The following is a 13,514-nucleotide window of genomic DNA, read 5'->3' as shown; positions in this document are numbered from 1 at the left end:
AAATAAAAAACCTCGCATTTGCGAGGTTTTTTTTATTAAGCTTTTTTCTATGAAACTTGTTCTTTTAAAACAGCAATTTCATCACGTAACTTTGCAGCTATTATAAAGTCTAAACTTTTTGCAGCAGCTTCCATTTGCTTACGTTTTTTACGAATTCTATCTTGAATTTCTTCTTTAGGTAAGTATTGCAATTCCTGCTCTGCAGCCTTACTAACTGCATTATCATAATGATAACTGGAAACTGCGGATTTAGTTAAGGTATCTTCTATTTTTTTATTAATCTGTTTAGGTACTTTATTGTGTTTTGTATTGTATGCAATTTGTATTTCTCTTCTTCTTTCTGTTTCATCAATTGTTTTTTGCATACTATCTGTAACTTTATCAGCATACATAATTGCTAAACCATTTACATTTCTTGCGGCTCTACCCACAGTTTGTGTAAGCGATTTATTATTACGTAAAAAACCTTCTTTGTCTGCATCTAAAATAGCAACCAAAGAAACTTCAGGTAAATCTAAACCTTCTCTTAAAAGATTTACACCTATTAAAACATCAAACAAACCTTTACGTAAATCTTGCATAATTTCTACACGTTCTAGGGTATCTACATCAGAATGAATATATCTACATCTTATATCTACTCGGGTTAAATATTTTGTTAATTCCTCAGCCATTCTTTTGGTTAGGGTTGTTACCAAAGTACGCTCATCTTTTTCTACTCGCAATTGAATTTCCTCAATCAAATCATCAATCTGATTTAAACTTGGTCTTACCTCAATTGGTGGATCTAATAAACCTGTAGGTCTTATAATTTGTTCTACATAAATTCCTTCAGATTTCTGTAATTCATAATCTGCAGGAGTTGCAGAAACAAAAATGGTTTGATTTTGAATAGCCTCAAATTCATCAAACTTTAAAGGCCTGTTATCCATGGCTGCAGGTAATCGAAATCCATATTCAACTAAGTTTTCTTTTCTACTTCTATCTCCTCCATACATAGCATGTGTTTGAGGAACTGTAACATGGCTTTCATCGATTACCATTAAATAATCATCAGGAAAATAGTCTAACAAACAGAAAGGTCTTGTGCCTGGTTCACGACCATCTAAATAACGAGAATAGTTTTCAATACCAGAACAATAACCCAATTCACGGATCATTTCTAAATCAAATTCTGTTCTTTCTTCAAGTCTCTTTGCTTCTAAAGGTTTTCCAATTTCCTTAAAATAATCGACTTGTTTTACCATGTCTTCTTGTATCTGATGAATGGCATTTTGTAAAACATCAGGCGAAGTAACAAATAGGTTTGCAGGATATATAGTTAAATGCTCAAATTTTTCAATAACAGTATTATTTTCTAAATCAAAAGCTTCAATTTCTTCAATTTCATCACCAAAAAAATGAACTCGATAACCATTATCTCCATAAGAAGGATAAATGGTAACCACATCTCCTTTCACTTTAAACTTTCCGCTTTTTATTTCAATCTCTGTTCTAGAATATAAGCTAGTTACTAATTGATGTAAAAATGTTGTTCTTGATATTTGCTGACCAACTCTTATTGGTATTACATTTTTCTTAAATTCAGTTGGGTTTCCAATACCATATAAACAAGAAACAGAAGCTACAACTAAAACATCTCTTCTACCTGAAAGTAGCGAAGAAGTGGTGCTTAAACGCAAACGCTCTATATCTTCATTGATAGATAAATCTTTTTCAATATAGGTACCTGAAACTGGAATGTAAGCTTCTGGTTGATAATAATCATAGTAAGAAACAAAATATTCTACAGCATTTTCAGGAAAAAACTGTTTGAACTCAGAATACAATTGGGCAGCCAGTGTTTTGTTGTGTGCTAAAACCAAAGTTGGTTTTTTTACTTCTTTAACAACATTGGCTATTGTAAAGGTTTTACCAGAACCAGTAACTCCTAAAAGTGTTTGAAACTTCTCATTTTGTTTTACACCTTCAGATAGTTGTTTAATAGCTTCTGGCTGATCTCCTGTAGGAGAAAATTCTGATTTTATTTTAAATTGCATACTGTAAAAATACGGATACTTAAAGAGTATAAAAAATAGAAAATTTTAAATTTCGTATTAAATTTTGCTAGCCTTTGTAATTGTTTTATTTTAGAGAATGGATTTGTTTTCTTCAGAAAAAATAAAGAATATTTTACCTTTTGATGGGGTAACCAATTATCATGGAGTTGTTTTAAATAATGAGCAATGCAATTTCTATTATAATGAGTTGATGCAAAAAATCAATTGGAAAAATGATGAAGCAATTATCTTTGGTAAACGAATTATAACCAAAAGAAAAGTAGCTTGGTATGGAGAATCTGAATATTCATACACCTATTCTAAAGTAACAAAAAAAGCCAATCTTTGGATACCTGAATTATTAGAACTTAAAGCATTAGTAGAAAAAGAAAGTAATGAAGCCTATAATTCGTGTCTTTTAAATTTATATTCGTCAGGAGAAGAGGGTATGGGCTATCATTCAGATGGAGAAAAAATGATGAAAAAAGAGGGTGCAATTGCTTCTCTATCTTTAGGGGCTGAACGTAAATTTTCATTTAAACACAAAGAAAATAAGCAAAGAATTGATGTTCATTTAGAAAGAGGTAGCTTACTAGTAATGAAAGGAACAACCCAAACCAACTGGTTACACAGACTACCACCTACAAAAAAAGTAAATTCACCTAGAATTAATTTAACTTTTAGAACAATAGAATTATAACCGTTTACCTATTTTTGCACAAAATTTAATCTTTGGATACTAACAATCAAAAATCTACCAATCTTAATAAATACATCAGTTCATCTGGAATTTGTTCTAGAAGGGAGGCTGAGAAATTTATAAATGAAGGTAGAGTTACCTTAAATGGAAAGCCAACTCAATTGGGTAGTAGAGTTACTAAAAATGATGTAGTAAAGTTAGATGGTAGAATTGTTAAGCCTAAAGATGTAACCATTTATATTGCCTTAAATAAACCCATAGGTATAGTGTCTACAACAGATGGTAGAGAGCCCAATAATATTGTAAAGCACATCAATTACCCTGAACGTTTATTTCCTATAGGACGTTTAGATAAACCTTCTGAAGGTTTGATTTTTTTAACCAATGATGGAGATATTGTAAATAAAATTCTAAGAGCAGGTAATAATCACGAAAAAGAATATTTTGTAACTGTTAATAAATCAATCACAGAAGATTTTATAGAAAAAATGAGTAATGGAATTCCTATTTTAGGAACTGTAACTCAGAAGTGTTTGGTAGAAAAAGTAAACGATAAAATTTTTAAAATCATACTTACCCAAGGTCTAAATAGACAAATTCGTAGAATGTGCGAATATTTAGATTATGAGGTAACTAAATTAAAGCGTACAAGAATTATGAATGTAGAATTAGGTTATCTACAAACAGGTGATTGGCGAGAATTAACAGAAGAAGAAATGAATGAAATTAATAGTATGATTTCATCTTCTTCCAAAACAGAAGAAGCCTCTAAAATAAAAGAAAAACCCAAAGTAAAGAAGCCTAAAAAGAAGTTAGCACCTGCAAAAAACGATTTTAATAAAAAGAGTGCTTCTTTTAGAAAATCATCACCAAAAAATAAACGCAATAATTCTTCCTTTTCATCTAAAAGAAAAAGGAAATAAGTAAACCTTAGTCCTTTTTAAAATTAGGGTTTATTTAATTTTTCAATTCTTAAATAGTACTATCTTTGCCCACAATGAAATTCAATTTAAAAAATACAGATCCTAAAAGTAAAGCTAGAGCTGGATCTATTACTACAGATCATGGAGTTATTGAGACTCCAATTTTTATGCCTGTAGGGACAGTTGGTACCGTAAAAGGTGTTCATCAAACAGAATTAAAAAATGATATTAATCCAGATATTATTCTAGGGAATACCTATCATTTATATTTAAGACCAAAATTAGACGTTTTAGAAAAAGCTGGTGGTTTGCATAAGTTTATGAATTGGGATAGAAATATCTTAACAGATTCTGGTGGTTACCAAGTATATTCTCTATCTGGTAGAAGAAAAATTAACGAAGAAGGTGTAAAGTTTAAAAGTCATATAGATGGAGCAATGCATTTTTTTACGCCAGAAAATGTTATGGAAATTCAACGAACTATTGGTGCTGACATTATTATGGCTTTTGATGAGTGTACACCATACCCTTGCGAGTATAATTATGCCAAAAGATCTATGCATATGACGCACAGGTGGTTAGATAGATGCATGAATCATTTAAAAACATTACCTTTTAAATATGGCTATGAACAAACATTTTTTCCAATTGTACAAGGAAGTACTTATAAAGATTTAAGAAGACAATCTGCAGAGTATATAGCAAATGCTGGGGCAGAGGCAAATGCAATTGGTGGTCTTTCTGTGGGCGAACCTGCAGAAGAAATGTATGCAATGACAGAAGTAGTTACTGAGATTTTACCTGAAGATAAGCCAAGGTATTTAATGGGTGTTGGTACACCAATAAATATTTTAGAGAATATTGCTTTGGGAATTGACATGTTTGATTGTGTAATGCCAACTAGAAATGCCAGAAATGGAATGCTATTCACAGCTCATGGAACAATAAATATTAAAAATAAAAAATGGGAAGACGATTTTTCTCCCATTGATGAAATGGGTATTACTTCTGTAGACACTTTTTATTCTAAAGCATATTTGCGTCATTTGTTCGTAGCTAAAGAAATGTTAGGTAAGCAAATTGCATCTATTCATAATTTAGGTTTTTATGTTTGGTTAACTAGAGAAGCTAGAAAACACATCATAGCAGGAGATTTTAGGGAATGGAAAGATATGATGGTAAAACAAATGGATAAACGTCTCTAGTTTGAAAATAATAGATTGGTACATATTAAAACGATTTTTGGTAACTTTTTTATTTACCTTATTAATATTAATACCAATTGCAATAGCTATAGATATTGCCGAAAAAATTGATAATTTTTTAGAACATGCAGATTTAAGCTTGTTTCAAATTATAGACGAGTATTATATCAATTTTATCATTTATTATGCCAACACATTTATGCCGCTGGCATTATTTATTGCAGTTATTTTATTTACTTCAAAACTTTCTAATAACACAGAAGTTATTGCTATAAATAATGCAAAAGTTTCTTTTACGCGATTTTTATACCCTTATTTTATTGGTGCAACTTTAATTACACTGTTGTCTATAGTAATGAACCATTTTGTAGTGCCAAGTAGTAGTAAAATTCGTAAGAAGTTCGAACTATCTTATACTAAGAGCAAACGCCAAACCCAACAATTTAAATATATATCAGACTTTAGTTTACAGCTTACAGATAGCACTTATATTTTTATTAGAAATTTTAACACCAAAAGTAACGCCGGATATGATTTTACTTCTGAAGTGTATGATGGTTTAAAAATGAAGTCTAAACTTGTTTCAGATAACATAAGATATAATGATAAAGATTCTTCATTTTTACTTCAAAATTGGAGATTACGAAAAATTTATGAAGATAAAGACAGTATTTTTTTAGGTAATAAAATTGATACCGTTTTTAATTTCACTCCCAAAGATCTAATCTATAAATCTGCCTTATCTCAAGAGATGCCTTCTAATGAATTGTTACGTTTTATAGCTATTTCTAAGAAAAGAGGTGTGAAAAATTTAAATGCTTATTTAGTAGAGTTTCATAAAAGAACAAGTTTACCAATAGCTTCTTATGTTTTAACTATTATTGCTGTTGCTTTATCTTTTAGAAAAAGAAGAGGAGGTACAGGTTTAAATCTGGCAATAGGAGTTGGAATGATGTTTATTTATGTTTTCTTATTGAAAATTTCTGAGGTCTTAGGAGCTGTTGCCGGTGTTAATTCACTTTTTTATGTCTGGATGCCAAATATATTTTTCGGATTAATTGCACTTTATCTATATATTAATGCAAAAAAATAAGTTTAAAAACTATCTTTTACTTCATCTGATTGTTTTTATTTGGGGTTTTACTGCTATATTAGGCGCACTGATAAGTATAGAAGCCATTCCTTTAGTTTTTTTTAGGATGCTTTTAGCGGTTATATTTATATTTTTCTTTTTTTTGATTCAAAAAAAACCGTTCTTTATCAATAAAAAAGGGCTGGTGAAATTTTTAATTACTGGTATTATTATTGCCTTGCATTGGATCTTTTTTTTTAAAGCTATAAAAGTTTCTAATGTCTCTGTAGCTTTAGTAACAATGAGTACAGGAGCTTTTTTTACCTCAATTTTAGAACCTGTTTTTTTTAGAAGGCGCTTAAAGTTAATAGAAATCTTCTTTGGTGTAGTTGTAATTTTAGGACTCTATATTATTTTTAATTTTGAAAGTTCTTATAGATTAGGAATAATTTATGCTTTAATTTCTTCTTTTTTAAGCTCTCTATTCGCAGTATTAAATGGTCTTTTTATTAAAGAATATGACGAAAATAGAATTTCATTTTACCAATTATTATTTGGAACACTCTTTGTTTTTGCGTTTTTAATCTTGTCTGGTAAAATCACCTCAGATTTTTTTATGCTGTCTAAAATAGATTGGTTTTATTTGTTTATTTTAAGTAGTGTTTGTACTGCATACGCATTTATTGCTTCTGTAAAAATTATGAAATATATCTCTCCATATACAGTAATGCTCACTATAAACTTAGAGCCTATATATGCAATTATCTTAGCGTTATTTATTTTTGGTGATAAAGAAAAAATGCATCCTGAGTTTTATTTCGGAACTTTTATTGTTCTTAGCGTAGTTTTATTTAATGGTGTTCTTAAAAATAAAGAGGCATTTAAGCAGAAAATTAAGCAAAAACTCACTTCAAAAAAGTAATTTCTTTTCGTGTAAAAAAGTAAATTTTGTAGTATGTTTGTTTATAATATTAACTAAATCAAAATAACTAAAAATGGAATATTTAGATTTTGAAATGCCAATTAAAGAGCTAGAAGATCAGTTACAGAAGTGTCAGATTATTGGTGAAGAGAGTGATGTCGATGTTACAGCTACATGTAAGAAAATCGAAAAGAAATTATCAGAAGCAAAAAAAGATATCTATAAAAATCTTACCCCTTGGCAAAGAGTTCAGCTGTCAAGGCATCCAAATAGACCATATACCTTAGATTATATTAAAGCAATTTGTGGAGATACTTTTATGGAGCTTCATGGAGATAGAAATGTAAAAGACGATAAAGCCATGATTGGTGGTTTAGGTAAAATTGGTAATCAATCTTTTATGTTTATTGGCCAACAAAAAGGTTTTAACACAAAAACGCGTCAGTACAGAAATTTTGGGATGGCAAACCCAGAAGGATATCGTAAAGCTTTACGCTTAATGAAAATGGCAGAGAAATTTAATATTCCTGTGGTAACTTTATTAGATACACCTGGTGCTTACCCTGGCTTAGAAGCAGAAGAAAGAGGACAGGGAGAAGCTATTGCTAGAAATATTCTAGAAATGACTCGTTTAAAAACACCAATTATTACAATAGTTATTGGTGAAGGAGCTTCTGGAGGTGCGTTAGGAATTGGAGTAGGAGATAGGGTATATATGATGGAGAATACTTGGTATACTGTTATTTCTCCTGAGTCTTGTTCTTCAATTTTATGGAGAAGTTGGGAGTTTAAAGAACAGGCTGCAGAAGCTTTAAAATTGACAGGTACAGATATGAAGCGTTTAAAGTTGATAGACGCTATCATTAAAGAGCCTGTTGGAGGTGCACATTCAGATAGAGAAGGTGCTTTTAAAGCTGTTGAGCAACAAATACTAAAAGCCTTTGATCAACTTAAAGATTTATCTCATTCAGATTTAGTTTCTGAAAGAATGGATAAATATGCAGATATGGGGGTTTATAAATAAGAATAAACTTTAGAAACTTTTAAAAAGCGAAATTCATTTAGAATTTCGCTTTTCTTTTCTAAAATCTTAAGATGAACTTCATTCGTCTTATTTAAATAGCGCTTTAACCGAAAAGTTTACAAAAAAAATAAATAGAAATTACTTTTGTTGTGTAAGAATATTTATGTGAAATAAATATTTATTGTAAACACTTAAATTTGAAAGTTATGTTTAAAGATACAATGCAACAGGTTTTATTATTTTTATTTACATCTAGTTTAGTTTAACTCTGGAAAACACTTAATGGCACAAAATGGGTTAGAATCTCCTGTAGATTTTGTTATAGGTACAGTATTCTTTTTTTCGTTCATATTTTTCATGAACTATTTCGTGAGACTAATAACTAAAATATTTGGTTCTGTAGCGTATTAAATACCCAAAGAAGTAAATAATTCCTTTAATTTAGAATCAGAGGGTCTAGGTGCATTTGCGTCTACAATATTTCCCTTTGGGTCAATTAAAATAAATCTAGGAATGGCATTTATTTTATAAGCTTGTTGAAAAGAAAAGTCTTTTCCTGACCATAATTGGACACCACTCATATTTTTTTTCTGTACAAAATTTCGCCATTTTGATTCAGCTTTCTCCCAAGAACCACCATTTCGTTGAGATTCGTCTGTAGATATACTTACAAATACAATATTTTTATTTTCATATTCTTGTTCTAATGCTTTCAAGTATGGAATTTGTTGAATACAAGGACCACACCACGTTGCCCAAACATCTATATAAACAAATTTACCTTTAAAATCGGATAAAGACTTTACATCTCCACTACTGTCTAAATAATTATTAAATTCGGGAGATGGTTTCCCTTTTCCGATTATTGCATTTTCTTTATATGCATTTTTAAAATAAGAAATTAACTGGTTGTTTTGTTTTTTTATTGTGTTATAAAATACAGTGTCTAGATTATCATATGAATTTAAAATACTATCATATTCAAACTTTAATCTGTTTATTTTATCATTAAACGCCTTTTCTTCTAAATTTATAATTTTTTGAGGGTTTCCAATACTTTGGCTTTTCTGAATTTGAGCAATTACAAAATTACTGTTTTCAGCACCTTTACCAGAAAAAATAAAACTATCCATAAATGAGTTTGCATCTCCTTTTAATGTAATATTGTACCCGTTTTTTAAATAAATAGGTGCTCTATTATTTGGATTGGTAAATATAGTGTAGATTTCTCCTTTTTTTGAACTTAGCTGAAATGTATCATTAAAAGCACCATATGCGTCAATTTTAATCTTTTTTAATATTCCTTGATTATTCGCTACAGATAAAATTGAATCTTTATTATTATCAAAACTACCAGATAAGGAAACATAATTAATGTTAGTTTGAGGCTTACATGCATTTACAACTAATAAACCAAAAAGTAAAAGTGATATTTTTTTCATATTTTTTATATATCTTCAACAAAGATAAAATATTGCAAACATAAAACCGATAGATTTAAAAAGTAAGTGTCATTTAATTAAAAATGAAACCATACTAATTTAACTAATAAAACCAAGTATTAGTAATTATTAGTAGGGTTAGCTATCCTAATAATGTTGCAATAATTTGAAATAAAGTAGTAGAAATTTTAATAATTAATGTTACCATTTTTTTGTTTTTAAGTTGATTTTTTTATTTAGAAGAAATGCTCCCTCCAGAAGTAGATGATTTTTTTATATTCTTTGGATTACCTTTAAAATCTATATTTCCACCACTGGTAGCTCTAGCATCTAGACTAACAGAGGCATAAATATTAATATCAGCACCGCTAGTAACAATTGCAGTTACGTTTTCACTGGTTAGATCATATGCTTCGATTGATGCACCACTTGTTGCACTACAAGTATGCTGAATTGTAGTTCCATTTAATTTTATATTAGAGCCACTTGTAGCAATACTAATCATTGAATTTGCGTTTAAGTCTAAATCTATGTTTGCACCACTTGAAGATACAATATTTACGTTTTCCATGTTTAACTCTTCTTCTGTATAAACATCAGAACCACTTGTAGCTACTAAGCTTGTTAAATCTTTTACAGTTACATAAACTTTCTTTGCTTTGGCATTCCAAATATTTTTATCTGAATAAATTTTTAATTCTCCATTTTCTATTTCAGTAAATATAATTTCATGCAAGTTTTCATCTGCTTTTAAAGTAATTTTGTTTTCATTTCCTTGAGATAAGTAAAGATTTAAACCTGTACTAACCTTAATTTTAGTAAAACCTTCAGCAACAGTTCTGTCTGCAATTTCTACATTTTTATTTCCACTTACACTATTTAGCATATTCATGTTGCATGAACTTAGCATTAATGATAGTGATAAAAAGAATATAATTTGTTTCGTGATAGATTTCATAATAATTGATTTTTTTAATTTTTGTTACAAGTCAAATATCTAAAAATAGACACTTAATTTTTAAAAAAAAATACTTCCCAAATTGTATAATTAAAGTATTGAAACGTTAAATCACTTCAATACTTTTTTCTTTTAAAATAACTTCTACCTTTTCCTCCTTCTTTTTTTTACCTTCATTTATTCCTTCTACTTCAAAACTTGTAACACAGTCTGTACAATCTAAAGTTGTTTCTGTCATTATAAAATGATGATTAACCATATCTCTATCTTTAATACCACTACTATTATTTAAATAATATAAGAAGTTACGTGTACTATTGTTAAAAAATATAGTTACGTTTTTTGGTATAAATAGAGTTATACTTACCTTTTCATCTTTCCAAAGATTTTTAAAATCTGATAGGAAAAATGCGTCTAGTGTTATCAAATTATTCTCAATCGTAAAACTATACGATATTTTATCAGCATTTTTTTTAGCGGTTATTCTATTTTTACCTCTAGATTTTTTTTGAATAATAAAGTAACTTTCTTCAGAATTACTATTTTCTACATTTATAGTGATATTACTTGAGTATACTTTTTTTATTCCGTTTACTAGTACTTCTTCTTTTCCAGTACTTCTTCTTAATTTGTGACGATATAGTAAGGTGTTATCATTTATCATTCTTATAGAAAGGGTATCATTAGCAACATAATTAAGTTCCTTTTTTTGGGTGGTTACTCCATAATTAGAATATGATGTACCGTATTCAATACCTGTAAATATTATAGCTAAAAGAGCAATAATCCATATTCCTAAAAGTGTTAAAGAAGTGGGTTTGTTTAATTTTTTAATATTACTAGATAATATTCTTAAGCCTAAAATAAATAATATTAAAAAGGGAATACCAATTAAGAAAAAAGAACACAATGTAAGTACCCAAATTGGTAAAATAGCATCTTGGAAGAATGGAGGGTAACTAATGTAATTTTCATCTACATTTAACCATTCTAAACTTCCTACTGAAAAACCTCCTATGATAAGAGTTAAAATAACAGCAGCAGAAATAAAAAGGATTACAACACCTATAATTTTTCCAATAACCTTAAATATAGCCATGAATAATTTGCCTATAGTATTTAAAAAGTCATTTATTCCGTTATTTTTTTGAGTCTTTCCCGAAAATGTTTTGTGCATCTTCTCCGAAAAATCATTGGCTCCTTCCTTAATTTTTTCAGATGCTTGGTTGGCAACTTCTCTTACATTTTCTGAGACATTGTTAAATTCTTCACGAATTTTTTTTTCAATATTATCAATATTAACAGGTTCACCTTCCATCTGTAATTTTTCGGCAGTAGTTTTAGCTTCTGGTAATAAAATCCAAAGAATGATATAAAGGAATATTCCGAATCCTGCTCCAAAAAAAAGAGCTAATAAACCAAGTCTTACCCAGATAGTATCTATATCAAAATAATGAGCAATTCCAGAAGCAACACCTCCCAAAAATTTATCTTCACCATCTCTAAACAATTTTTTGCTAGAAGTAGTGTTTCTATTGTATAAATAATTTGCATCACTGTAAGCTTCTTCTGTATCTGAATAATCTTCTGGTTGCCCCATAATTTTTATGACACTATCAATATCACTCTCATTCACAACTTGCCTTGTGTCTGCAATTTTTTCAGATAAAAGCTCACTTATTCTAGCTTCAATATCTGCTATAATTTCGTTTTTACCCTGAGGATCGTCACTTAAAGATCTAGAAATGGATTCTAAATATCTTTTTAGTTTTTGGTAAGCAATTTCATCTATATGAAAGAAAAATCCGCCTAGATTTATATTTATTGTCTTATTCATTTGTTGTTGATTTTTTACTAGTTACTTGGTTTACTGAATGTATTAAGTTGGTCCATGTTTTATCTAACTCTTTTAAAAACATGCTCCCATTTTCCGTAAGGACATAGTATTTCCTTGGCGGTCCAGAGGTTGATTCTTCCCACCTATATGTTAGTAAACCAGCATTTTTTAAACGTGTTAATAATGGATATATGGTTCCTTCAACCACAATCATTTCTGCACTTTTAAGCGAAGAGAGTATTTCAGATGTATATGCATCACCATTGTTTAAAACAGAAAGTATGCAAAACTCCAAAACACCTTTTCGCATTTGCGCTTTTGTGTTTTCAATTTTCATGTATTGTGATTTTATTTTATAAATTTAACTGTGAAAGGGTAGGTGTAACTTTCTCCTTCTTTTGCTTTTAAACTTGCAATAATAACTAATATGATTGCTACGATATAAATAACCCCGGCAAGACTACTAATTCCTACAAAACTAAAAAGATCTGAGAAGTTGGGAGTAAATTTGAATTGTGTTAACCCTCTTTTTAAAAGCTTTCCTAAAGAAAGAGGTATAAAAAGTATAGAAATAAGAAAAATGTAAAGCGAGTAACTTAAATTAAAATTAATTGCTTCTTTTCCTTGTTCGTCTAAAAACTTACTTCTGCCTTTTAAAGTTTGCCAAATAATTAAAGGGGTTATAATATTTCCAAAAGGAAATATAAACCCTGCAAAAGAACATACATGTATTAAAAAAGCGTTTGTACTCTCGTTATTTTTTTTCATTATAATTTTAATATAATACTTTCTTATACAAATATATATCTTTTAAAAGGTATTATGTATTGCATAGTAATTGAATTAATATGTTTTTAACATTTTAAAATCTATTAATTTTAGCTCTAAAAGTCTTAAATTGCTAAGAAATATAGTGAATATGAAGATTACACCCAAAAGAGTCAATTCGTTTATGCTATTTAAACTTCCTTTAGGATATTTATCTGGTATGAGAGTAAAAGAACTTACTGCTCAAAAATGTGTAGTAGCAATTAAACATAAGTGGATAAATCAAAACCCTTTTAAAAGTATGTTTTGGGCTGCACAGGGTATGGCAGCAGAAATGAGTACTGGTGTTTTGGTAATTCAAGCAATAGAAAATTATGGAAAAAAAGTATCGATGTTAGTTACACATCAAGAGGCTAGTTTTTATAAGAAGGTTACTGGCAAAATTGAATTCTATTGTAATAATAGTAAAGAAATAAAAGAAGCTATCGAAAACTCTTTTACAACAAAGGAAGGACAAAAAGTACTATTAACAGCAGAAGGATATAATGAAGATGGAGTTCTAGTGTCTAAATTTAATTTTCAGTGGAGTTTAAAGGTAAAATAAAGGAAGTTATTTAAAAATAA

At 29.0% G+C, this 13,514-nt stretch carries 13 protein-coding genes; 7 read left to right on the top strand and 6 right to left on the bottom strand.

Translation table 11 applies throughout. From position 1 onward, the window contains the following. Positions 1 to 47: 47 nt before the first annotated feature. Positions 48 to 2,039 carry an excinuclease ABC subunit UvrB gene (gene uvrB / locus Q0L44_RS08270; RefSeq protein ID WP_296637432.1) on the bottom strand — a complete coding sequence of 664 codons (1,992 nt, stop codon included), beginning with the start codon at positions 2,037 to 2,039 and terminating at the stop codon, positions 48 to 50. 97 nt (positions 2,040 to 2,136) lie between these two features. On the opposite strand from uvrB, the gene Q0L44_RS08265 reads away from it, so the two are divergent. From Q0L44_RS08265 to Q0L44_RS08240, 6 genes are all read left to right on the top strand, one after another. Next, positions 2,137 to 2,739: an alpha-ketoglutarate-dependent dioxygenase AlkB gene (locus Q0L44_RS08265; protein WP_296637431.1), complete on the top strand. Its 603-nt coding sequence runs from the start codon at positions 2,137 to 2,139 to the stop codon at positions 2,737 to 2,739. A gap of 32 nt (positions 2,740 to 2,771) precedes the next feature. Further along, positions 2,772 to 3,662, top strand: a complete 891-nt coding sequence (gene rluF, locus Q0L44_RS08260; protein ID WP_296637429.1) for a 23S rRNA pseudouridine(2604) synthase RluF — start codon at positions 2,772 to 2,774, stop codon at positions 3,660 to 3,662. A gap of 74 nt (positions 3,663 to 3,736) precedes the next feature. Continuing rightward, complete coding sequence (gene tgt, locus Q0L44_RS08255; RefSeq protein WP_296637428.1) at positions 3,737 to 4,867, top strand: tRNA guanosine(34) transglycosylase Tgt; 1,131 nt, start codon at positions 3,737 to 3,739, stop codon at positions 4,865 to 4,867. 1 nt (position 4,868) lies between these two features. Continuing rightward, on the top strand, positions 4,869 to 5,960 hold the full coding sequence (locus Q0L44_RS08250) for an LptF/LptG family permease (protein ID WP_296637426.1): 1,092 nt from the start codon (positions 4,869 to 4,871) through the stop codon (positions 5,958 to 5,960). Then, positions 5,947 to 6,861 carry a DMT family transporter gene (locus Q0L44_RS08245; RefSeq protein WP_296637425.1) on the top strand — a complete coding sequence of 305 codons (915 nt, stop codon included), beginning with the start codon at positions 5,947 to 5,949 and terminating at the stop codon, positions 6,859 to 6,861. Before Q0L44_RS08250 ends, Q0L44_RS08245 begins: the two co-directional genes overlap by 14 nt. Positions 6,862 to 6,934: 73 nt before the next feature. Next, positions 6,935 to 7,885, top strand: coding sequence for an acetyl-CoA carboxylase carboxyltransferase subunit alpha (locus Q0L44_RS08240; protein WP_296637423.1), 951 nt, complete (start codon positions 6,935 to 6,937; stop codon positions 7,883 to 7,885). A 407-nt stretch (positions 7,886 to 8,292) separates the two neighbouring features. On the opposite strand, the gene Q0L44_RS08235 is transcribed toward Q0L44_RS08240, so the two are convergent. The 5 genes from Q0L44_RS08235 to Q0L44_RS08215 all read right to left on the bottom strand — a co-directional run bounded on the left by Q0L44_RS08235 (position 8,293) and on the right by Q0L44_RS08215 (position 12,890). Beyond that, positions 8,293 to 9,327 (bottom strand): TlpA disulfide reductase family protein, encoded by a 1,035-nt coding sequence (locus tag Q0L44_RS08235; RefSeq protein ID WP_296637421.1) that lies wholly within the window; start codon positions 9,325 to 9,327, stop codon positions 8,293 to 8,295. 232 nt (positions 9,328 to 9,559) lie between these two features. Beyond that, the gene (locus Q0L44_RS08230; RefSeq protein WP_296637420.1) at positions 9,560 to 10,285 is read right to left on the bottom strand and encodes a head GIN domain-containing protein; all 726 of its coding nucleotides are present in this window, start codon (positions 10,283 to 10,285) and stop codon (positions 9,560 to 9,562) included. Positions 10,286 to 10,391: 106 nt separating this feature from the next. After that, the gene (locus Q0L44_RS08225; protein WP_296637418.1) at positions 10,392 to 12,122 is read right to left on the bottom strand and encodes a PspC domain-containing protein; all 1,731 of its coding nucleotides are present in this window, start codon (positions 12,120 to 12,122) and stop codon (positions 10,392 to 10,394) included. Further along, positions 12,115 to 12,459, bottom strand: a complete 345-nt coding sequence (locus tag Q0L44_RS08220) for a PadR family transcriptional regulator (RefSeq protein ID WP_296637416.1) — start codon at positions 12,457 to 12,459, stop codon at positions 12,115 to 12,117. The genes Q0L44_RS08225 and Q0L44_RS08220 overlap by 8 nt, the downstream gene beginning before the upstream one ends. An 11-nt stretch (positions 12,460 to 12,470) precedes the next feature. After that, on the bottom strand, positions 12,471 to 12,890 hold the full coding sequence (locus Q0L44_RS08215) for a DUF4870 domain-containing protein (protein ID WP_296637415.1): 420 nt from the start codon (positions 12,888 to 12,890) through the stop codon (positions 12,471 to 12,473). 151 nt (positions 12,891 to 13,041) lie between these two features. On the opposite strand from Q0L44_RS08215, the gene Q0L44_RS08210 reads away from it, so the two are divergent. Next, positions 13,042 to 13,494, top strand: coding sequence for a DUF4442 domain-containing protein (locus tag Q0L44_RS08210; RefSeq protein ID WP_296637413.1), 453 nt, complete (start codon positions 13,042 to 13,044; stop codon positions 13,492 to 13,494). The last annotated feature ends 20 nt before the right edge of the window (positions 13,495 to 13,514 follow it).

The organism is Polaribacter sp. (genome assembly GCF_024639685.1).
In the GTDB taxonomy this organism is placed as follows: Bacteria; Bacteroidota; Bacteroidia; order Flavobacteriales; family Flavobacteriaceae; genus Polaribacter.
The sequence above is the reverse complement of the archived record's forward strand: the minus strand, read 5'-3'. Positions and strand labels throughout refer to the sequence as shown.

Excerpts from the sequence above, each read along its gene's own strand:
- Q0L44_RS08225 (WP_296637418.1), bottom strand. The coding sequence starts at position 12,122 with ATGAATAAGACAATAAATATAAATCTAGGCGGATTTTTCTTTCATATA.
- Q0L44_RS08220 (WP_296637416.1), bottom strand. The coding sequence starts at position 12,459 with ATGAAAATTGAAAACACAAAAGCGCAAATGCGAAAAGGTGTTTTGGAG.
- Q0L44_RS08215 (WP_296637415.1), bottom strand. The coding sequence starts at position 12,890 with ATGAAAAAAAATAACGAGAGTACAAACGCTTTTTTAATACATGTATGT.
- Q0L44_RS08245 (WP_296637425.1), top strand. The coding sequence starts at position 5,947 with ATGCAAAAAAATAAGTTTAAAAACTATCTTTTACTTCATCTGATTGTT.
- Q0L44_RS08230 (WP_296637420.1), bottom strand. The coding sequence starts at position 10,285 with ATGAAATCTATCACGAAACAAATTATATTCTTTTTATCACTATCATTA.
- Q0L44_RS08240 (WP_296637423.1), top strand. The coding sequence starts at position 6,935 with ATGGAATATTTAGATTTTGAAATGCCAATTAAAGAGCTAGAAGATCAG.
- Q0L44_RS08265 (WP_296637431.1), top strand. The coding sequence starts at position 2,137 with ATGGATTTGTTTTCTTCAGAAAAAATAAAGAATATTTTACCTTTTGAT.
- tgt (WP_296637428.1), top strand. The coding sequence starts at position 3,737 with ATGAAATTCAATTTAAAAAATACAGATCCTAAAAGTAAAGCTAGAGCT.
- Q0L44_RS08235 (WP_296637421.1), bottom strand. The coding sequence starts at position 9,327 with ATGAAAAAAATATCACTTTTACTTTTTGGTTTATTAGTTGTAAATGCA.
- Q0L44_RS08210 (WP_296637413.1), top strand. The coding sequence starts at position 13,042 with ATGAAGATTACACCCAAAAGAGTCAATTCGTTTATGCTATTTAAACTT.
- uvrB (WP_296637432.1), bottom strand. The coding sequence starts at position 2,039 with ATGCAATTTAAAATAAAATCAGAATTTTCTCCTACAGGAGATCAGCCA.